This is a genomic window from Phenylobacterium sp., assembly GCF_044371015.1.
In the GTDB taxonomy this organism is placed as follows: Bacteria; Pseudomonadota; Alphaproteobacteria; order Caulobacterales; family Caulobacteraceae; genus Phenylobacterium.
In genome coordinates this window covers 18,969-38,935 of record NZ_JBILUK010000005.1, presented here as the reverse complement: position 1 = coordinate 38,935, position 19,967 = coordinate 18,969, and the positions used below count along the sequence as shown (strand labels likewise).

Below are 19,967 nucleotides of genomic sequence, written 5' to 3'. Positions count from 1 at the left end.
GAAAATGACCAGGGTATGGGTCTTGGAGATCGAGGCGGTCAGCTTGCGCAGCGCCTGGCTCATCAAACGTGCCTGCAGGCCCGGCAGGCTGTCGCCCATCTCGCCTTCGATTTCCGCGCGCGGGGTCAACGCCGCCACCGAGTCGATCACGATGATGTCCACCGCGCCTGAACGCACCAGAGTGTCAGTGATCTCGAGGGCCTGTTCGCCGGTGTCCGGCTGGGAAACCAGAAGGTTATCCAGGTTCACGCCCAGCTTGTGCGCATAGGAAGGATCCAGCGCGTGCTCGGCGTCGACAAAGGCGGCGGTGCCGCCGGCCTTCTGGACCTCGGCCACCACATGCAGCGCCAGCGTCGTCTTGCCCGAGCTCTCCGGCCCGTAAATCTCGACGATCCGGCCCTTCGGCAGCCCGCCGATGCCCAAAGCCAGGTCAAGACCCAGCGAGCCCGTAGAGACTGACTCGATCTCGACGATCTTGCCCTTCTCGCCAAGCTTCATGACCGAGCCCTTGCCGAAGGCCCGGTCGATCTGCGCCAGCGCCGCCTCAAGGGCCCGCTGCTTGTCTCCGTCTTCTTTTCCCACGAGCTTCAATGCTGATTGCGCCATAGCCAGCTTTCCCTATCCCACGATTCCGCCAACGAACGACCACCCGCTCGCCGACTCTCTTCGTACTATCTTTGTTCTGTGTTCGCAAGACGTTCTCAGAACACAATCGCAGAGAGCTAAAGGTGGTGGGACGGCTCATAGGATTTGTCGCTGGCGGCCCATTCAGAATGTCGCTCGGCGGCAGCCAAGTGTCTGAATTCGGACCGCTTCGCTGCTCGTTGAGAAACTCCGGTATCGTGAACAGGTTTCTCAAACTGGATGCCAGATCAGCCATTCAAAAGATTGGGGAAACTTGCAGGCGGTTTCTCAGTCGCGGCTCACTGAGAAACCGAATGAGAAACCTGCCCAGGGACGCCTTCCGAAGCACTGGGCGCAGTTTCCTGCCCCCTAAGGCTTCCGCAGACGGGCTCCGGTTCCATCACCGTTGAGGATCTCCACGCCAAGGCGGGACAGGCCCTCGATGATGCGCGCCTCCGTTGACGCACGCACGGGCTTGCCGAGCTCAATGCCGTTCAAGGTCGTCGGGGACACGCCGAGCTGCGGCGCTAGCTCCTGCATTGTCATGCCCAGAAGCGCGCGAGCGGCGCGCATGGCCTCTCGAGTCAGCTTCACCGTCATGGGCGCGTCCGAAATATGTTATGCTCACAACAGTTTCGGCTGGCGGAAGTGGCAATTATTGTTATGTTCATAACACTTTTGAAGTTTGAGGGTCGTCCGGCGCAACATGCTAGCCACAAATCCGCACGCTGAAGAGCGGGGATCACAGCAGCAAGCTGCGCGAGCAGGGCGATCCGACCTTCGGATTTGTGGCGACCATGTCGGATAGTCGCATCTGGCTCGTGACAGAGGAATTTGCCGCGATGGCCGGCATCAGCCCTCAAGCAGCCAACAAAGCCATTCGTGCGTCCCAACGCGGGCTGCCGTGGCGCGGATGCATCCTGGCCGTGCGCCAACGTGTCGGACGCGGGGGCCGGTCCGGCTTGGTGAACGAAATTGCGCTCGACAGCCTGCCGGCCATGCTACGGACCGATGACGAGGATGGAAGTGCGCCGGATCGTGGTGATCCTGCACCCCCGCCGTCCAATCCGCCCGGATCAGTTGCCGCCTACCGGTGGGAGGCAATTCGCGAGGCGATTTCCTGCCCACATGGCTCGGCCGAACGCAGTGAGACTGTTGCCCACGCAGCGAGCCGTGAGGGCAAGAGCGTTCGGACACTGTATCGCTGGATCAAAGCATATGAGGCGCAAGGCGTTCGGGGCCTTTGCTCAGTGCGACCTTCAAACTCCGGCCAGCGCCGCGTCGCTGTTTCCCGCGCGTTCGATCGGGCCGCCCTGGCCGCGAACCTGGATCCTCTCCTGCTGGTCAAGATTGGAGAAGAGCTTGAGCGTTCACTGAAGGGCCTCTGGGCATCGCGGGCGGAAGCGGCCGGTTGGCGCGAAGTCCGTAGGCTGGCGCAAGCGCTACTGCGAGGGAGCTGCGAGGCCAGGGCGCTGAGTCTTCCGGCGGATGCCTTCCATCTATCCCGCCGCCGGGTCGAGGCGTTCGCCCCGTTCCGGGTCGTCAACCAGCGCCGCAACGACCGCAAGGCGTTCGACGATGCGAAGCCGCGCATCCGCCGGGACTGGACGGGCCTAGCACCGATGGAGCGTGTCGTGGGCGACGTGAAGCACCTCGATGTGATCGTGCGGCGTCCGGATCGCACTATGGCCTGGCCGAAGATCGTGGCATTCCTCGACGCCGGCACGAACCGGATCTTCGTCCACCCGGTCCTGCTGGGTCAGGGCGAAGGGGTCCGCCAGGAACATGTGATCGAGGCCTTCCTGGCGATGGTGTGCGATCCCAACTGGGGCTTTCCCAAAGGGCTCTACCTCGACAACGGGGCCGAGTTTGCGGCGCTGACCAGGATCCAGGGCGCCTTGGGGTCCATCAACGAGCCAGGCGCTCGCACGATCATCTTCGCACGGCCCTACAACGCCTCGGCTAAACCGATCGAGAGCATGTTCGCGCGCCTCGACCGTTACGTCTTCTCACTCCTGCCCGGCTATGCCGGACCCAACCGCATGGCCAAGAAGACCCAGCGGGTCGGCAAGGCCCCGGACGCCTTTCCAGGCGACTGGGATGAGTTCTGCTCCGTGGTCATTGGTCTCGTCGCCGATCACAACACCCGCCCCATCGGCGGGCTCTGGCGCGACCGCTCACCCTGCGACTGGCTGGAAGCTAAGCGTGCCGAGGGCTGGCAGCCGGCGACGGTGGATCCCGTCGCGCTCGACGCCGCGTTCTGCGACCATGACTCTAGGCGCATCGACCGCGGCATCCTCAAGATCCGCGGCCAGCGGTTCCATCATCCGGGCATCTCGGCGTTGCCGGGCCGGACGGCGGTGGACATCGCCCTGCCCTGGCGGCGCGACGCCCGTCCGCTGGCGAAGGTTCCGAGCGGGCCGTGGGTGCGCCTGTCGCCGGACGTCCCCTTCCCCGCCCGCTGGATCGAAGGCGCCCGCGAGACAGGCCAGCGGCAGAAGGCGCAAAGTCGATATGTCGCCCAGCTGGCGCGCGAAGCACCGAAGCTCGATCCCATCGGGATCAAACTTAGGTCGGTGGCTCAAGCCACCCCTGCGTTTCCAACGGGAAGGCTCGGCAATGGGATGGACCTCGGCGCCCAGGCCGAGCACCTGGCTGAAGCTCTACGCGCACCATCACCGCCCGATCCCGTCTCCGCACGCGAACGCAGGCGCCTGAGGGAAATGGAACTGACTGAGCGGCTCGAGCGACGCAGGCGCGGCGATGACTGACGCTTTCATTGCCACGTCCATCGCTAGGCGACTGATTGTGCGCATGCACGCCGCCCACGACCGTCGGCGCATCGCCGTTTTCTCCGGCCCGCCCGGCATCGGCAAGACGACCGCCATCGATGCGCTTTGCCGCGAGATCCCCGACGGCGCTGTCGTGGTGAAGGTGGCCCGTCGAAATGCGCGCGAGGTGCTTGTTCTGCAGCACGTGCTCGACGCCGTCCGCCGGCTTGCGGGCTCGCCGTCGGTGCACTTTCCAAGCTCGCTCTGGGAGCTGCGGAACGACATCTTCAGTACGATCTGCGGCTGGGCTGGCGCAGAACCGGCCGCGGCTCGGCGGGCGGAGTACCAAGTGGCGGACTTTCCGAAGCTCACCCTCGTCTTCGACGAAGCTCAGAACCTCTCACGCGAAGCCATTGAATCGCTGCGCTACTGGAATGATGCCGACCGCTGCTACGCGCCCTTTCCGCTCGGGCTGGTGTTCGTCGGCAATAACGAGTTCTCGCTCCAGACCGACCTGGACGGCCGCAGCGTGATCTCCGCCGCTGTGGCCGACCGAGCGCTCTACGTCCAGACCTTCGACTATGGCGACGTCACCGATGACGACATCCGGCTCTATCTTGAGGCCAGTGGCATCGTGGACGAAGGAGCGCTGGGCGCGTTGATCGGGCACGTCAACGAACGGCGTTCAAGTCGGAGCTTCCGGCGTATTCAGGATCTCGTCGAAGAGTTGACCGAAACCGCCGCCGGGAAGCCCGCCACGGTTGAAGCTGTTCGGGAGCTTCTGGCGTTGGGCTGTTAGGACATCCCGCGGCCCGGCATGACTTACCTCTCTAGTGGATTCTGGGTGGTCATTCGAAATTTGACCAGGCGCGACCACCGATGCTTGGCGTCTGAAGGCTGCTCCGGCCCGATGAGCGTAGAGGCCGATTCCCCTATGCTGATACGGAGGCCGGGTCTCACCGCAGACCAACACCACCGGCGCGACGCGCTACCCGCTGATCGGCGCCGTTATTGGAGCATAGTACTCAGGCCGTCTGTGGGCGGCGAAGTTGAAGATGTGGGCCCGGATCGAACGACCGAGGGTCAGGTCGCAATCGTAGACGAGAACCTGGGGCGCGTCCGACGCCGCAACGGCCACGATCTCGCCGGTGGGAGCCACGATGCAGGACCCGCCCATCAGGCGAAAGCCGTCCTCCGCGCCCGCCTTGGCCGCGGCCAGCACCCACAGGCCGTTCTGATAGGCGCCGGCCTGCACGGATAGGCGGTGGTGGAACATGTTGAGGTGGTCCGGCTCGTCATAGTCGGTGTATGGCGTCGGCGTGTTGTAGCCCAGGGCGACAAGCTCGGCGCCGCGCAGGGCCAACACCCGGTAGGTTTCCGGCCAGCGCCGGTCGTTGCAGATGCACAGGCCCGCCTTGACGCCCTGCAGGTCTGTCACCTGGAAGCCGGTGTCGCCGACCTCGAAGTAACGCTTCTCCAGGTGCTGGAACGGAAGATGCGGCCTGTTGTCGGCGTGCCCCGGCAGGTGAACCTTTCGATAGCGACCTAAAATCCGGCCGTCGGGCGCCACCAGGATCGATGTGTTGAAGCGCTGGGGGCCGTCCGGGCCGGGCGCGAGCTCGGCATAGCCCAACGTGAACGCCACGCCGGCGGCGCGCGCCGCCTCGAACAGCGGGGCCACCGCCGCGTTCGGCATCTGGCGCTCGAAAAAGCGGTCGACGTCGGAAATGTCGTCGAACCACGTGCGCGGGAAGAAGGTGGTCAGGCACAGTTCTGGAAACGCGACGAAGCGCGCGCCCTTGCTCGCCGCCTCGGCCAAGGCGTCGACCATCCGGGCGACCGCGATCTCGCGCCCATCAGCTGCGCCGAGGCCAGGGAGTTGCACGACCGCGCAGGTGAGGCGCGAGGCGTCCGTTCCGTTCGTCATGGCGCGGTGCTCCGAGCGGCGCGCGGCGGCGCGCGTCGTGGAGGGATCAGGGGGTGCGGCGCGCGAACGATCAATCCCATTCCAGCCACAGCGATTGCGGCCGCCGAAACTCGTGACCCGAGGGGCCGATGGTGGGCGCCTCCAGGCGAAGGCTCTGCGTTCGATCCAGCAGGCCGTTCAGGGCCACGAGCGCCTCGGCGCGGGCCAGGTGGCGGCCGAGGCAGAAGTGGGGCCCCGCGGCGAAACCTAGGTGCTGGCGCGCGTTAGGCCGATCGAGATCGAAGGCGTCTGGCGCGCCGAACATCGTCTCGTCGCGATTGGCCGAACCCAACATGCAGTTCACCGTCGTCCCGGCCGGGATCTCGACCCCGGCGATCTGACTGGCGCGGACCGTGTGGCGGGTAGCGGACTGCACGGGCGAGACCCAGCGCATGGTCTCATCGAACGCGGCGTCCAGGCGCGGCCGCTCGTCGCGGACACGCTGGATCGCGGGCGGATGGCGCAGCAGCGCCCAAAGCAGGTTGAGGATGACGGCTTCGACCGTCGAAATCCCGCCAAAGAACAGGATCAGCGCGTTGCGCCGGATCTCGTCGTCGGCAAGGCGGGTCTCGGCCGGACGGTCCATGAAGGCTTGCAACAGCCCGCCGCGCCCGCGGCCCGCGCGGCTGGCGTCGATCTCCGACTGGACCAGGGCGTGGAAGGCGTCGGCCGCGCGGGCGGCGTGGATCGAGGCCTCGCCTCCCCGACTCAACGCCGCTTCGAAGCTGTCATACCAGGCCCGCATCGGCGTCTCGGCGTCGTCCGGCAGGCCGAAGAGATCCAGCATCACCAGCACCGGCAGCCGCGCGGCGAAGGCCTGGCGGAACTCGATCCGCCTTTTCGGGACGATGGCGTCGAGAAGCTGAGCGGTCCGGGCGACCAGGCTGGTCTGCAACGCGTCACCGAGGCCCGCGGGCATGAATGCGCCGTTCAGCCAGGGCTGGCGCTGCCTTTGGTGTTGCTCACCCTCGCAGGCCAGCATCTGTGCGCCGAAGGTCTGATAGATCAGCGAGGCGTCCGTGCCCGTGACGAAGGTCTCGCTATCGAGCAGAACTACGCGCACGTCATCGTACCGGGTCACTATCCACATGCCGAGCGCCGGAACCCAGGCCACGGGTGCGGTGCGCCGAAGCGCCGCGTAGATCGGGTAAGGATCGTCGGACAGCGCCTGCAGCGTGATCGTGTCAGCGACGGTCGCGGCTTCAACCGGCGTCACAGCCAACTCGAAATCTCGTCCAATGGCTTCTTGATCAGCGCGTGGGTCGGGATCGTGACATCGGGCGCTGGATGGCCGACCACCACGATCATCAGCGGCTTCTCGTGGCGCGGCCTGGCGCAGATCTCGTTGAGGAAGGCCATGGGATTGGGCGTGTGCGTCAAGGTCGCCAGCCGCGCGGCGTGCAGCGCAGCCAGGAGCAGGCCGGTGGCGATGCCGACGCTCTCGTGTATGTAGTAATTCTGGCGCATCTCGCCGGGCGTAAGGCCGCCCTTTCGCTGGCCGAAGACCACGATCAGCGCCGGCGCTCGCTCAAGATAGGCCTTGTCTTCGTCGGTGCCGAGCGGGGCCAGGGCCTCGAGCCACTCGCCCCCGGCCTTGCCGGCGTAGAAGGCCCGCTCCTCTTCCTCGGCCGCCAAGCGAATTCGGTGCTTCAGATCCGGCGAGGTGACCACCGCGAAGTGCCAGGGCTGGTGGTTGGCGCCGGACGGCGCGGTTCCGGCCGCGCGGATCGCCGCCTCAATCGCCGCGCGCGGAACCGGGTCGTCAGTGAAGTCGCGGCAGGTGCGCCGGCTTCGGATTTCCTCCAAAAACGCCTGGGCGGCGGCGGTCCGCGCCGCGTCGGTCATTGGCGGATAGGGCGCCCAGGGGACGCTGGCGTGAGGCTTCATGGCGCCGCCTCCAGAGCCCGGGTGCGGGCCTCCACCGCCTCGGCCAGCACCGGGATCGGCATCGCCCCGTCGCCCAGGACCACGTCGTGGAAGTCGCGGATGTCGAAGCGGGCGCCCAGCCGGCGGCGCATGGCCTCGCGCAGGTCCAGGATCGCCCGGTCGCCCAGCTTGTACGCCAGGGCCTGGCCGGGGATGTCGGCGCTGTAGCGCAGGGTCTCAGAGTTGATCTCGGTTTCTGGGAAGAAGCTGTTCTCAGCCATGTAAGCCCGCGCGCGCTCCAGGCTCCAGCCCAGGGCGTTAAGGCCCGTGTCCACCACCAGCCGCGAGGCCAGGAACGCCTCGTTTATGTAGCGGCCAAAGCGTTCGGCCGGATGCTCGAACATGCCCAACTCCTCGGCGAGCGTGACCGCATACTCAGCCCAGCCTTCGACATAGGCCGTCGGCATGCACCACTGGCGCAAGGCCGGCAGGCCCTGGTTCTCGCGTTGCAGCGCCAGATGCAGGTGGTGGCCGGGCGCCAGCTCGTGGAAGTTCAGAGAGGCGAGGGTCGAGGTGTTGGACTTAGCGAGGTTCTGGGCGTTGAACACATACTCGCCTCGCGGTTTGGCCGGCGACGGCGCATCGTAGTAGCCGAAGGTCATGGCGGCGCTCATCGCTTCGGGTAGCGGGCGAACGCCGTAGTCGGCCTGGGGCAGCAGGTTGAACACCCCGGCCATGTGCGGACGCAACCGCGCGATGTAGCGCTCAAAGACATCGGACAGGGCTTGCGGCGTGCTGGCACGCCAGGCTGGATCCGCGTCGAGGTGGGCCCGATAGGCGCGGTCATCGCCCTCGAACCCCGCGTCGCGCCGCGCCGCAGCCATCCCGGCGCGGATTGCGCTCATCCGCGCAAGGCCCAGTTCATGGACTTCCGCCGGAGATAGGTCGGTGTTGCCGTGCAGGCGGACCAGCGCTGCATAGATCTCGGCGCCGTCCGGATAGTGCATCAGGCCCACCGCCTCCCGGGTCTGGCCGAGATAGGCCGCGTCCAGCACGTCGGCGATACGGCTGAGGCCGCCCGTCACGCGGCGGGCCACGACGGATTCGACCTCGCGTTTGAACGCAACCTCCCCCGCCAGACGGGCTTCGTCGATGCTGAGACCGCGCGGCAGATCGGTCGAAAGCCGGTGCAGCAACTGGCGAGCGGCCTCGGCCTGGGCGCGCGGCATGAAGATCTTGCGCTCGGCCTGGCCTCGGGTGCGCGCGGCGAAGGCGTCCAGTTGATCGCCCAGATCGTGCAGGCCGGCGAGATAGCGCGCGCGCGCCGCTTCGCTGGAGAGGTCCGCCCGCCCCAGGGCGGCCGGCAGCCCGGTCAGCACGCCGCTGCCCCCATAGGGTGTCAGCGCGAACATGGAGAACATCTCGCCGCCGCCCGGATCGAACACGGTCCAGTACCAGGCGGGCTGGACAACCCAGTACTCCGCCCGTCCGCGAATGATCCGCAGGATGCGGGCCAGCGCGCCGGGCAAAGCGTCCACGTCGATCGCCGCAATCCGCGCCACCACATCGCGGCCCAGGGCCGCGCGGGCCTGCGCGCCGGCCAGGCTGGGGTCGTTCAGCCGTCCGTTTGCAGGCCAGAGCACCGCAGGCGCCACCGCATCACGCACATCGTCGATAATCCGGATGGCGGCGCCTATCGGATCGAACATCTTTAGGCTCTCCTTGCTCGATGGACCATGGCGGGGTCAGGCCAGCTGGAAGCGCCGCAGCAGCGCATCGGGTTCGGGATCGCGGCCGCGGAACGCCCGGAACGCCTCGGCGCCCGGAACCGCCGCGCCCCGTGTCAATATGGTCTCGCGCCAGCGCTGGGCGACGCCGGGATCGTAGAGTCCGCCGGGGGCCTCGAGGAAGGCTTCGATGGCGTCGGCGACCATCACGTCGGCCCAGAGATAGGCGTAAACCCCCGCGGCATAGACGTCGGTGAAGCTGTGATACTGATGCGGCAGGAAGAAGATCGGATCGATCGCGGCGGGCGGCTGCGCTTCCTCATAGACCTGCCGTTCGATCGCCAGCGGGTCGACCGGCCCCCCATCGGCGGCGAGGTAGAGGCGCATGTCCACGATGGCCGGCAACAGATATTCTAGCCCGACGCTGAAGACCCGGTCGAACTGGAACGCCGCCTCTATGCCGTCGATCAGCGCGTCCGGCATCGGCTCACCGGTTTGGCGATGGCGCAGGTGACGGGCGATCAGGTCGCGGTCATAGAGCCAGCGCTCATTGAGCTGGGACGGCAGCTCGACCATGTCCCACTCTATCGCCATCGGTCCGAGCGAGGGATAGCGCGCCTCGCTCAGGATCATGTGCAGGGCGTGGCCGAACTCGTGGAAGAGCACGTTGGCGTACTCCCAGCCCATGACCACGGATCCATCCGCCAGCCGGCCGTCGAGGTTCGAACAGACGTTGGAGAGGGGAATGACCCGACCCCGGAACGTCTCGGCGGCGCGCATCTCGTATTGCCAGGAGCTGCGCATCTTGCCCTCGCGCAGCAGAACGTCGAACCAGATGACCCCGACCACCTCCCCGGCCCGTGAGACCTCAAGCACCCGCACATCGGGATGCAGGGTCGGTACTCCTGAGAGCCAGCGGAACGTCAGGCCGTGGAGCCGGCCGGCGGCGTCAAGCATCGCGGCCAGAACGTTGTCCAGGGTGAGGTAGGGTTTCACGGCCTCGCCATCGAGCCCGAAGGCGCGCTGGCGGTGTTGTTCGACATAGTAGAGCCAGTCCCACGGCTGGATCGGTCCATCTATCCCGTCGGCGTCGGCCAGCGCCTGGAGCATCACCAGGCGCGCCTGGGCGTTGCGACGGACCGGACCCAAGGTGCGCATCATCTGATCCAGCGCCGCCTCGGGGGCGCCAGCCATGCGTCCGGCTGTGGCCAAGTGCGCGAAACTGGCATAGCCGTGAAGCTGCGCCTTCTCGCCGCGCAGCCTTGCGACCTCGGCGATGATGGGGCGATTGTCCTGAGGCCCATCGAGCGCGCAGCGGGTGACCCACATTTCGCGCACGCGCCGGCGCGTCTCGCGCACCCGGCAACGCTGTAGCACCGCCCAGACCGCGGGGCGCACATTGGCGATCGCCCATTGCCCGGCGTGGCCCTTGGCCTGCGCAAGCCGCGACGCCGCGTCGAGCGCCTCCGGCGGGACGCCGTCCAGGTCTTCCAGCCGCTCGATCAGCACATAGCGGGCCACGTCCTCCACCATGTTGCGATGGAACCGCGACTGGGTTTCGGCGATGGCGGCGTTGACGGCCTGCAGGCGCGCGCGCACGTCAGGCGCCGAGTCGACCCCCCGCCGGATCATCTTCTGCCGCCACAGGTCGACCAACCGCGCCGCCTCGGCGTCGAGGTCTGCGCGGGCCGCGTGCACCGCCTCGATCCGGGCGAACAGGGGCGTGCTCAAGGCGATCTCGTCTTCCAGCGCCTCGAGCCGAGGCGCCAAGCGCGTTTGGACCTCGGGCGCGGCCCCCACGGCCAGGGTGCTGGATTGCATTGAGAGCAGGCACTGCGCGCGGCGCAACGCGCGACCGCAGTCCTCCAGCGCCTCAATCGTGTTGGCGAAGTCGGGGGCGGCGGGATTGTCGATGATCGCTGCGATCTCGCGCCGTTTCTCGGCCATGGCCCAGAGAACAGCTGCCTCAATGCGCTCTGGTGTGGCTAAGTCGAACGGAGGCACGCCGCCATAGGGACCTGGCCAGGGGTCGACGAGCTGGCGCACGGTCGGGTCGAGTTCGCCGTGACCGGTCATGACCTTAGCCTCGACTTCATCGTTTCGAGCGCATCGAGGAGCGCGCGCGCCGAGGCCGGATCGGAAAGGGCATGCGCGCCGTCCTCCTGGATCGTCAGAGTCGAGCCGGGCCAGGCGCGGTGCAGACGCCAAGCGCACTCCATCGGCGTCGTGACATCGTATCGCCCGCCGAGGATCGCGCAGGGCTTGTCGACAAGCACGTCCAATCCCTCCAAAAGTTGATTTGGGCCAAGGAAGAACCCGTTGGCGCTGTAGTGCGTGAAGAGGCGCGCGAGGGGCAGGGCGACGTCGGGGTCATCGTAGGCGGCGGCCTGAGCCGGACTCGGCCGGCGCGCGACGGTGGCCGCGGAGAACATGCAGAGTGCCTTCGCCGCCGGCAGGTGGATCCTCGGATCTGGGTCCATCAGCTGGTGATGATAGCCTTGCAAGGGGGTGGCGCGCAGGGTTGGCGGGAGCTTCGAAACGAACGCGTCGAACGCCTCGGGGAACAGCATCCGCGTGCCGTTCCACCACCAGCCCCAGTCGCCGGGACGGTTCAGCGTGACCCCCAAGAGGACAAAGCCCAGACACCGCTCGGGATGCGCCTCGCCGTAGGCCAGCGCCAGGGCGCTGCCCCAGCTTCCGCCCATGATGAGCCAGCGGTCGATCTGCAGGTGGACGCGTAGGCGCTCGATATCGGCCACCAGGGTCTGCGTCGTGTTGGCGTGCGTTTCCGCCAGCGGCGTCGAACGCCCGCAGCCGCGCTGGTGGAGCGTGATCATGCGGTAGCCCGCAGGGTCGAAGAACTGACGATGGTGCGGCCGAGACGGGGCCCCCGGCCCGCCATGCAGAAAGAGAACCGGAAGACCTTCCGGAGCCCCGCTCGCCTCCCACCAGACGCTATGGCCGTCCTGCGGCTCCAGGTAGCCGCTCTGATCCGCCTCTATCGGCGGGTAGAGGAAATCCAGGTGCGCAAGGGGCGATCGCTGAGCGGCGGGATCGCTCATCGCGCGTGCGCCGCCAGGAAGGGCGCCACGATAGGCAGCACCAGGTCGCTCTGGCCGATGACGTCATGGCCAAAGCCGGATATCTCGCGCACCTGCCAGCCGAGCTCTTCCAGCCGCGCTCGATGATCCCGACAGCGACTGGCGATCGGCACGTCGAAGCCGTCCTCGACAAGGTCGCCCTCTGCCCCGAAGTAGAGGAGCGCGGGGATCCTAAGGGCGCTGACCGCGACCGCCTCGTTCCAGCCGACCAGGCTGTCGTAGAAGCTCGCCCACTGCCGGTACTGATCCGCATTCCGAAGGATCACCCGGGCGTGGTCGGGCACACGGCCGATGCGCGCGTGGCTCGCGGCGCGAATGCCGTCGTAGGGCGCCGCCAGAGGGGCCCAGCCGCCGATCGCCAGGGCGGTGACCCGCTCGCTCCGGGTCGCAAGCTGAAGACCCACTGCGCCGCTCCAGGAGTAGCCGGCCCACGCGAAGCGTTCGATGTCCGCGGCGGCCGCCACGCTGAGCAGGTCGGCGACTACACGGTCAGCGGTCATGGTCGCCGGATCGTGGTCGGCGCTGCGGCCGATGCCCGGGTAGTCGGCCAGCAGCACGGTGTGGCGCGGGGTCAGCGCCGCCAGCCACGCGTCGAGCATCGGCCTCGCCGCCTCGCCGAACACCTGCGTGTGCGACGCCATCAGGGGCAGGCCGACGAAGACCGCCGGACCCGCGCCATGCGTTTCCCAATAGACGCCGCTCGCCGGATCCTGCGGCATGGTCAGGCCGCCTCCGCCAGCCAGCCGTCGACCAGATCCTCCAGCACCGGCAGGGTGACCGCGCCGGCGGTCATGACCGCCTCGTGGAAGGCGCGGTGGGAAAAGCGCGAGCCGAGACGGTCCTCGGCGCGGCGCCGGAGTTCGCGCACCTTCAGACCGCCGATCTGATAGGCCAGGGCCTGGGCCGGCAACGCAGCATAGCGGTCGACCTCGGCGGAGATGGCGTCGGCGCTCAAGGTCAGACGCGCGGACAGATAGTCGATCGCCTTCTGGCGCGGCCAGTCAAAGCGATGGATGCCCGTGTCGACGACCAGCCGGCAGGCGCGCCACATCTCCATCTCCAGCCGGCCATAGTGGTCGTGCGGCGTGCGGTAGACCCCCAGTTCCTTGCCCAGTTCTTCGCAGTAGAGCGCCCAGCCCTCAACGCAGACCGTGTACTTGGTCGCGCCATGGCGCCGGAACGCCGGCAAATGATCAAGCTCGGCCATGAGACCGATGTGCATGAGGTGCCCCGGCCAGGCCTCGTGCACGGCCATGGCGGGCAGCAGATAGGTCGGGCACCGGTCGGGCAGGCCGTTCACCCAGAAGGTGCCTGACGCCGCGCCGCCGGAGGGCGCAGGCTGGGCGTAGGCGGGCGGCAGGGTCTCGGAGAGCGCCGCTGGCACGCTCTCGACGCCATAGGTCACGCGGGGAATGCGGCCGAAGAAGGCCGGAATGCGAGCGTCGACACCCTTGCAAATGACAGCGGCGCGGGCGCGCAGCGCCTCGGCGTCGGCCGCGACGAACTGGGGATCGGTCGTAAGGAAGCGGCGGTAGGCGTCGACATCGCCCGCGAACCCGGCGTCGCCGGCAAGCTCTGCGATCTCGGCCTCCAGGCGCGCCACTTCGGAAAGGCCGAGTTCGTGGATGGCCTCGGGCGACTGCTCGGTCGTTGTGTAGTGGCGCACCAGGGCGGCGTAGTAGGCGCGCCCGTCCGGCGCGTCGGCGCAGGAGATCGTCTCGCGGGCGCCGACGGCCAACGGCCCGGCCAGGGCGTCGGCGTAGGCGCTCAGCGCCGGGCGGAGCTCGGCGTCGATGAGTGTCAACGCCCGCGCCGCGCATCGGGCCACGGCGGGCTCGCCGGCCAGCGGACTGCGCGCGAACGGCGCCTGCCAGGGCGAGGCTTCGGCCGGCGCGGCGGCGATGCGCCGGGTGTTCGCCGCCGCCGCGGCCAGCACCATGGCCGGATAGCGGATCCCGCGCGCATAGCCTTCGCGAAGCCCCGCGAGGATGTCCGAAAGGAACGCCGGGAACCGCGCCAGGCGCTCGGCGTGGAGTTCCGCAGCCTGAGCGTCGCCGATGCTGACCGAGTTCGAATAGAAGACCGTGTTGAAGTCCGGCCCTACCGGCAGCAGCGCCGGCCGTAGATGTGAAGCGACGGCGTAGAGCCCGCGGCGGCCCTCCAGCTCTCGTCGCAGGAGGCTGCAGGTGGCGCGTTCCTGGAGAGAGAGACCTTGCAGGTCGAGGCCGTTCAGCTCGGCGAGGAACGCCGCCGCCGCGGAATCCCGGCGCGCATAGTCCTCAGGGTGTTCGCGGAAAAGGACGGGATCATCGCAGGGCTCCCCGGCCAGGACGGCGGACAAGGGCGACTCGCTGCGCTCGTGGTTCCAGTAGGCGTCGCACAGCTTCGCCAGGGCTTGCGACCCATCCGCCGCGGAGGCCTCACGACTGGTTGGCCGCATGTCCCAAAACCCTCGTCCGGAGCGCCTGGACACTGACATACAGTTCTGTATGGTTCAAGCTGTCCGGTGGATAGCTCAGGGGGAGCGCCATGACTGACGCCGCTGCATCATCGGAACCCGTCCCAGCGCCGCTGCGCCAGCCGTTGGCCTGGGCGTGGTACGGGCTGATGGTCATTGTCCTGGCGTCCGTCGTGGGGTCGGTCAACCGTGCGCTCATCGGTCTGGCGGCGGAATCCATCAAGCGGACGCTGCATCTCACGGACGCCCAGCTTGGCCTGCTGACGGGCCTCGCCCTCACCTTCGTCACCGCGATCGCCACGATCCCGGTCGGTTGGCTGGCCGATCGGGTGGATCGTCGCTGGCTCCTGGCGGCTTGCGTGCTCATCTGGTCGGCGGCGACCGTCGGCTTTGGCCTCTCCGGCACCTTCGGGGCGATGTTCCTGTTCGCCATGGGGATCGCGGTCGGCGAGGCGGTGTTGGGTCCGATCACCTATTCGGTCATTCCCGACCTGTTTCCGCGCGAGAAGTGGATCATCGCCAATCTCGTCTTCGTCACTTGCGTCCTGCTCGGCACCTATATCGGCATGGCGCTCGGCGGGACGCTGTTTGGCTATGTCGCCGCGAACGCCAGCCAGCTTCCGAAGGTTCTGTCCGGTCTCGAAGCCTGGCGTTCGACCTTGGTGCTCAGCGCCATCAGCGGTCCGGCGCTTGCCGTCATGATCCTGGTGATGCGCCTCAAGCGAACGACACCCGTCGCGGGGCCGTCGGCCAACCGGCAAGGCGTCGCCGCCTACTTCCGCACCAACGCCCGGACCAGCGCCGGCATCTTCCTCGGCTTCGGCCTGAGCTACGCCGCCTTTGGCGCACAGTCCCAGTGGAATGTTGTCATCCTGCAGCGCGTGTTCGGCGAGAGCCCGGCCAAGATCGGCCAGTTCCTCGGGGTTGCGGGCGGCGCGGCCTCGCTGACCGGCGTCGCCCTGGCCTGGTTTGCGGTGCGCCTCGTCAGGCCTCGATATGGCGATGCGGCCCCCATGCTGGTGGCCCAGGCCGCCTTGCTGGTGGCGCTGCTGGTGACGCTGCCGATCCCGCTCATCACGACGTCCGGCCAGTTCTACGCCCTGATGCTGGCCAAGATCGCTTTCACCTTCATGGCCAATTCGCTTTCGCCGACGGTGCTGCAGACGATGGCGCCGGCCCACATGCGCGGCCGCGTCGTGGCGATCGGCGGCACAGTGACCGTGATCTTCGGCTCGTTCATGCCGTGGCTGGTGGGCATGCTGTCCGATCGCGTGTTCCCGGGACACAACGGCATCCTGCTGGCCATGTGCAGCGTGGTGATCCCCGGGCTGCTCGGCGGCCTCCTCTTCCTGCGCTGGGGCTCCGGCGCGCTCCCTGACACCATCGCTCGGGTTGAACGCGCCGACGCGCAGGCCGCCGCCACATGAGGGCGCCCGACACGCTCCTGCGGATTCTGTCGCGCGAGTGGTCGGGCCTGGCGTTGGGCGTCGCCTTGGTCGGCGTTGGCGTATGGATGCTGACCGCGTCGACCGGAGCCACCTGGTGGATCTGCGCGGGCGCCGCCGGGCTTGGCGCCTTGATGAGCGCGGGAGGGCTGATCCACCTCAATCGCCTGGCGCGAACCCGTCGCCTGCACCCGCCGCCCGGACGCCTGGTCGATGTCGCTGGGACCCGGATCCATGTACTGGCCGAAGGCGCCGCGAGCGGAACGCTGCCCATCGTGATCTTCGGCGGCAGCCATTCGGCGGGCCTGACGATGCAGCACGTTCACGACGCCCTGAAGACCGTCACGCGTTCGATCCTGATCGATCGCCCGGGTACAGGGTGGAGCGACACGGGCCCCTTTCCGCGCACCACCGCGCGGGAAGCCGATGAGATGGCCGCCACCCTGGCCGCGGCGGGCGAGACGGGGCCGTTCGTGCTGGCCGGCTACTCGTTCGGCGGTCTGCTCGCGGCCAACATCGCACGCCGATATCCGCAGTTGGTCGCCCGACTGGTGCTGATCGATGCGACGCCACTGGAGACCTTGGTGTTCGGCCCGCGCCTGGGGGCCATCGAGACGATGCTGGCGAAAGCGCTCCGCACGGGTTTGCTGCGGCTGTTCGGCGTCCCCGCCCGGCCGGATGGCGGTCGTCCTAACCCGGCGCATTCCGAGGCGGTCGACGCCTTTTCGCGAACGCTTGGCCCGGCCCTGGTGAAGCTGCGTGCGGTGGAAGTCAGCGCCGGCTCGCAGTTCGCGGGCTACTCAATCTATCATGAGCTCAAGGGCGACCACATCGGAACCTGCGGCTGGGAGACCGTGGTCTACGACGGCGACCTCGGCGACCTGCCCGTCTGGCTCGTGGCGCCCGGCGACGCCCGCGAGGTTGTCGCCGAGCCAGAGGTCGGCGCGGCCCAGGGGGCGGAAGCAGCACGCATGCTGCGGTTTTTCGCCACCTCGCGCGAGCGCTACATGGCGATTTCGTCAGCCAGCCGCCGCGTCGTCGCGCCGCCCGGATCGACCCACCAGTTCGTCTATACCCACCCGGAGTTCATCATCGGCGTGCTGCAGGATTCTGTGCGACCGGATTTGCCATGACCGGCCAAGCCGACTATCGCCGGTCCCCGGCTCTTGAACGGTAGCAACCTTGGCGCCCAGGCGGCAGATACTCACGCGGGAGGACTGGATCGAGGCGGCGCGCAAGGTGCTGGTCGCCGCCGGCGTCGATGACGTCAAGGTCGATCGGCTCTCGCGCCAGCTCAAGGTGACGCGGGGCAGCTTCTACTGGCACTTCAAGAACCGGAAGGATCTGCTCGACGCGCTGCTTGACGGCTGGAAGCAGCAGAACCTCAGCGAGATCGCCCAGGTGCGAAACCGCCGGCGCGAGGCCGGACCTGACATGGTCGAGGTCGTGCGCATCTGGCTGCAGGAGGATCCGGCCTATCCGACTTTCGACATGGCGATCCGTTTCTGGGCCCGAAAGGACCCCGCCGTCGCCGCCCTCGTGCGCCGCACTGACGATGAATGGATCGGCCTGCTGCAGGCCATCTTCCAGGCCAACGGCGAAGGCGAACTTGCCAGCCTGGCGCGGGCGCGGATCACCTACTTCCATCAGATCGGTTACTACGCGCTGGCGATCGAGGAGAGCCTGGAAGACCGGTTGGCGCTGTCGCCCTACTATCACGCGGTGCTGACCGGCACGGCGGGCGGCTCGGCGCTGGAGGGCCTGATCTCGGAGCTTCGAAGCGCGCCAAGCGCGAAATCGTGAGACGCCCGCCAAGGACGCCCCACAACCCTCGCTCTCCTTAGTACTTGACCGCCACCCCGACGCCCAGCGTGCGAGGCCGCGGCCGGGCGCCTTCCGTCGGCTGGATCACGCCGCCGGCGTAGGTGGCGTTGAAGTCATTGGTCAGGTTCTGGCCATAGACATAGGCCGTGATGTTCCCGAAGTCGGCGCCGAACCGGGCGTTCAGCACCTCACGCGAGTGGGCCTGGACGATGATCGGGAAGCGTTGGCCGTTCCGCTGGACGATCCCCAGCGTGCTGAACAGGCGCAGGGTGCTGGTGAAGCCCGTCGTGTAACCGAGGTCCGCATTCGCGAACACCGTCAGCTTGTCGGACACCGGACGGCGATAGTCGAGCGCGACGCTCCACGTCCAGGTGGGAACATTGTCCAACCGATCCCCGGGAATGACCGAGAGACTGGTGGTCTTGTAGGTGAGGTTGTTGTGTCCGCCCGTCACCGTGGCGGTCAGCTCGGGGATGAACCGAGCCGCCACCGAGATCTCCTGCCCCCAGCCCCGCGCGATGCCGCTGTTGATCGTCCGACCGATCGACGGCGCGTTGTCGATCGGCAGCAGGATGCTCTGGATGCCCTTGTAGTCGTGATAGTAGAGGGCGCCCTCGATGTTGATGATCCCATCCATCATCTGCTGCTTGAAGCCGACCTCGTAGGTCCAGAGCTTCTCAGGCTTGTAGGTCGCCTCGTTCTTGGTGGGATCGAACTTTCCGGGCGTATTGAAGCCACCGCTGCGGAAGCCCTTGGCGACGTTGCCGTAGATGATTCCGCTGTCTCCGGTTTTCACCGAGACGTTGGCGCGGGGGTTGAAGGTGTTGAAACGCTGGAACTGCTTGCGCGCGCCATCGCTGCGCCGGTCCGAGAAGTAGCGCGCGCCGAGCGTGATGGTGACGGGACCGCTGACATAGCCGCCTTCGCCATAGATCGCGTAGGCCTTCGAGGTCTGTCCGGGCGTGAGCGGCAAGGTTGCCGGGAACGGCGGGGCGTTGGCGCCTCCGGTTGACTGAGAATCATCCGTGTAGGTCGCGCCGACCACATAGCGGAACGGCCCCTCGGTCTTCGATGTGACGCGGAACTCCTGCGTCCAACGCTCGAACGCGCCGACCGAACGGCTGCTCACCGACAGCGGCAGCAACACGCCGCCGCCGATCGGGAACGCGAACGGGAAGAACACGTCCGAGCTGCCGAAGACCTTGAAATAGCCCGTCGAGCTGAACAGTTCGACCGGACCCGCGTCATAGGTCAGGACCGCGTTGGCGACGTCGTAGTGGCCTTTCTGCGGCTGTGGGATCGAGTTCGGGTACTTGTAGTCGCCAGCGGCGTTGGCGTAGTCGGCGTCGTGCTGGTTCCACTCCTGGCGCATATAGAGGAGCGAGCCCTCAAAGGCGTCGGTCGGCTGCCAGCGCGCCTTGGCGCGGAGCGTCGTATAGCGGGTGCCGTTCACGTTGTTGCCGCGCAGCGTGTTTACGTAGCCGCCCGTGTATTCGTAGGCCCCAGCTAGGCGGATCGCGAAAACCCCCTTGGCCAGCGGCAGGTTCGCCATGCCCTCGAGACGGTAGGCCGTGTTGCCGCCATCGATCGCGCCGACGGTTCCTTCGCCGCGCCCCTGGAGGTCATCGAGGTTGGGGTTAGCGGTGATGTAGCGAATGGTGCCGCCCATCGAGCCTTCGCCATAGAGCGTCGGCTGAGGCCCCTTCAGAACCTCGATCCGCTCCAGGTCCACCGCGCGAAGCACGGTGCCGCCGGTCACGGCGTTGGGGTTCATGTTCATTTCGTCGAGGTAGGTCGCAACCGTCGGAAGACCGGCTTGCTGAGAGATGCCGCGGATCTGCAGCCGCTCCGAGCCCGGGCTGGTCTCAACGCTCCAGAGACCCGGGATGGCGAACTGCAGTTCCTGAAGCCGGACGGCGCCGCGGTTCTCGATGTCATCAGAGGTGATGGCCGAGATCGAGATCGGCACATCACGCAGCCGCTCCTCCCGCCGCTGGGCAGTGACGATGACCTCGGACACCTCGCTCGAAGCGCTCGCGGTCTCGGCGGCATACGCGCCGCCGGCCGGAGCCAGCGACGTTGTCGCAAGCAGTGCGAGCACAGTCTTACGCGCGGTTGAACGTTGCGACATCGTGACGAACTCCCCCTAGAATCTCTACCATACATATATGTATGTTGACGTCGT

Annotated in this window: 16 protein-coding genes; 5 read left to right on the top strand and 11 right to left on the bottom strand. The window is 67.4% G+C overall.

The annotated features are described in order from the left end of the window. Nucleotides 1–606 (bottom strand): recombinase RecA (gene recA / locus ACIQ3R_RS01040; RefSeq protein ID WP_397414073.1); only part of this gene is annotated, 606 nt, incomplete at its 3' end. Between the two features lie 387 nt (nt 607–993). Further along, nucleotides 994–1,224, bottom strand: a complete 231-nt coding sequence (locus ACIQ3R_RS01035; RefSeq protein ID WP_397414071.1) for a helix-turn-helix transcriptional regulator — start codon at nt 1,222–1,224, stop codon at nt 994–996. Nucleotides 1,225–1,874: 650 nt separating this feature from the next. On the opposite strand from ACIQ3R_RS01035, the gene ACIQ3R_RS01030 reads away from it, so the two are divergent. Continuing rightward, a complete protein-coding gene (locus ACIQ3R_RS01030) occupies nt 1,875–3,395 on the top strand; it encodes a hypothetical protein (protein ID WP_397414069.1) in 1,521 nt (506 codons plus the stop codon). A gap of 43 nt (nt 3,396–3,438) precedes the next feature. Then, nucleotides 3,439–4,194 (top strand): AAA family ATPase, encoded by a 756-nt coding sequence (locus ACIQ3R_RS01025; RefSeq protein WP_397414067.1) that lies wholly within the window; start codon nt 3,439–3,441, stop codon nt 4,192–4,194. Between the two features lie 189 nt (nt 4,195–4,383). On the opposite strand, the gene ACIQ3R_RS01020 is transcribed toward ACIQ3R_RS01025, so the two are convergent. From ACIQ3R_RS01020 to ACIQ3R_RS00985, 8 genes are all read right to left on the bottom strand, one after another. Continuing rightward, entirely contained in the window at nt 4,384–5,322 is a 939-nt protein-coding gene (locus ACIQ3R_RS01020) for an N-carbamoyl-D-amino-acid hydrolase (RefSeq protein ID WP_397414065.1), read from the bottom strand. Between the two features lie 70 nt (nt 5,323–5,392). Beyond that, entirely contained in the window at nt 5,393–6,577 is a 1,185-nt protein-coding gene (locus ACIQ3R_RS01015) for a cytochrome P450 (protein ID WP_397414079.1), read from the bottom strand. Beyond that, nucleotides 6,574–7,248, bottom strand: coding sequence for a nitroreductase family protein (locus ACIQ3R_RS01010; protein ID WP_397414063.1), 675 nt, complete (start codon nt 7,246–7,248; stop codon nt 6,574–6,576). Before ACIQ3R_RS01010 ends, ACIQ3R_RS01015 begins: the two co-directional genes overlap by 4 nt. Continuing rightward, nucleotides 7,245–8,936, bottom strand: coding sequence for a DUF885 domain-containing protein (locus tag ACIQ3R_RS01005; protein ID WP_397414061.1), 1,692 nt, complete (start codon nt 8,934–8,936; stop codon nt 7,245–7,247). Before ACIQ3R_RS01005 ends, ACIQ3R_RS01010 begins: the two co-directional genes overlap by 4 nt. A 36-nt stretch (nt 8,937–8,972) precedes the next feature. Then, nucleotides 8,973–11,030: a M3 family metallopeptidase gene (locus tag ACIQ3R_RS01000; RefSeq protein WP_397414058.1), complete on the bottom strand. Its 2,058-nt coding sequence runs from the start codon at nt 11,028–11,030 to the stop codon at nt 8,973–8,975. Beyond that, entirely contained in the window at nt 11,027–12,016 is a 990-nt protein-coding gene (pip, locus tag ACIQ3R_RS00995; RefSeq protein ID WP_397414054.1) for a prolyl aminopeptidase, read from the bottom strand. The genes ACIQ3R_RS01000 and pip overlap by 4 nt, the downstream gene beginning before the upstream one ends. Next, nucleotides 12,013–12,774 carry an alpha/beta fold hydrolase gene (locus ACIQ3R_RS00990; protein ID WP_397414051.1) on the bottom strand — a complete coding sequence of 254 codons (762 nt, stop codon included), beginning with the start codon at nt 12,772–12,774 and terminating at the stop codon, nt 12,013–12,015. Before ACIQ3R_RS00990 ends, pip begins: the two co-directional genes overlap by 4 nt. Nucleotides 12,775–12,776: 2 nt before the next feature. Continuing rightward, on the bottom strand, nt 12,777–14,495 hold the full coding sequence (locus ACIQ3R_RS00985; RefSeq protein ID WP_397414049.1) for a DUF885 domain-containing protein: 1,719 nt from the start codon (nt 14,493–14,495) through the stop codon (nt 12,777–12,779). Nucleotides 14,496–14,584: 89 nt separating this feature from the next. Between ACIQ3R_RS00985 and ACIQ3R_RS00980 the strand changes: the two genes are divergently transcribed. From ACIQ3R_RS00980 to ACIQ3R_RS00970, 3 genes are read left to right on the top strand one after another with little or no spacing between them, the layout of a single operon-like run. Then, nucleotides 14,585–15,940, top strand: a complete 1,356-nt coding sequence (locus ACIQ3R_RS00980; RefSeq protein ID WP_397414046.1) for an MFS transporter — start codon at nt 14,585–14,587, stop codon at nt 15,938–15,940. Then, a complete protein-coding gene (locus tag ACIQ3R_RS00975; RefSeq protein WP_397414042.1) occupies nt 15,937–17,091 on the top strand; it encodes an alpha/beta hydrolase in 1,155 nt (384 codons plus the stop codon). The genes ACIQ3R_RS00980 and ACIQ3R_RS00975 overlap by 4 nt, the downstream gene beginning before the upstream one ends. Nucleotides 17,092–17,140: 49 nt before the next feature. Then, nucleotides 17,141–17,761 carry a TetR/AcrR family transcriptional regulator gene (locus tag ACIQ3R_RS00970; protein WP_397414040.1) on the top strand — a complete coding sequence of 207 codons (621 nt, stop codon included), beginning with the start codon at nt 17,141–17,143 and terminating at the stop codon, nt 17,759–17,761. A 37-nt stretch (nt 17,762–17,798) separates the two neighbouring features. Here the strand turns inward: ACIQ3R_RS00970 and ACIQ3R_RS00965 are convergent, their stop codons facing one another. Beyond that, nucleotides 17,799–19,913 carry a TonB-dependent receptor gene (locus ACIQ3R_RS00965; RefSeq protein ID WP_397414038.1) on the bottom strand — a complete coding sequence of 705 codons (2,115 nt, stop codon included), beginning with the start codon at nt 19,911–19,913 and terminating at the stop codon, nt 17,799–17,801. Nucleotides 19,914–19,967 lie beyond the last annotated feature (54 nt).

Excerpts from the sequence above, each read along its gene's own strand:
- ACIQ3R_RS01035 (WP_397414071.1), bottom strand. The coding sequence starts at position 1,224 with ATGACGGTGAAGCTGACTCGAGAGGCCATGCGCGCCGCTCGCGCGCTT.
- ACIQ3R_RS01025 (WP_397414067.1), top strand. The coding sequence starts at position 3,439 with ATGCACGCCGCCCACGACCGTCGGCGCATCGCCGTTTTCTCCGGCCCG.
- ACIQ3R_RS01020 (WP_397414065.1), bottom strand. The coding sequence starts at position 5,322 with ATGACGAACGGAACGGACGCCTCGCGCCTCACCTGCGCGGTCGTGCAA.
- ACIQ3R_RS01010 (WP_397414063.1), bottom strand. The coding sequence starts at position 7,248 with ATGAAGCCTCACGCCAGCGTCCCCTGGGCGCCCTATCCGCCAATGACC.
- ACIQ3R_RS01005 (WP_397414061.1), bottom strand. The coding sequence starts at position 8,936 with ATGTTCGATCCGATAGGCGCCGCCATCCGGATTATCGACGATGTGCGT.
- ACIQ3R_RS01000 (WP_397414058.1), bottom strand. The coding sequence starts at position 11,030 with ATGACCGGTCACGGCGAACTCGACCCGACCGTGCGCCAGCTCGTCGAC.
- pip (WP_397414054.1), bottom strand. The coding sequence starts at position 12,016 with ATGAGCGATCCCGCCGCTCAGCGATCGCCCCTTGCGCACCTGGATTTC.
- ACIQ3R_RS00990 (WP_397414051.1), bottom strand. The coding sequence starts at position 12,774 with ATGCCGCAGGATCCGGCGAGCGGCGTCTATTGGGAAACGCATGGCGCG.
- ACIQ3R_RS00985 (WP_397414049.1), bottom strand. The coding sequence starts at position 14,495 with ATGCGGCCAACCAGTCGTGAGGCCTCCGCGGCGGATGGGTCGCAAGCC.
- ACIQ3R_RS00980 (WP_397414046.1), top strand. The coding sequence starts at position 14,585 with ATGACTGACGCCGCTGCATCATCGGAACCCGTCCCAGCGCCGCTGCGC.
- ACIQ3R_RS00975 (WP_397414042.1), top strand. The coding sequence starts at position 15,937 with ATGAGGGCGCCCGACACGCTCCTGCGGATTCTGTCGCGCGAGTGGTCG.
- ACIQ3R_RS00965 (WP_397414038.1), bottom strand. The coding sequence starts at position 19,913 with ATGTCGCAACGTTCAACCGCGCGTAAGACTGTGCTCGCACTGCTTGCG.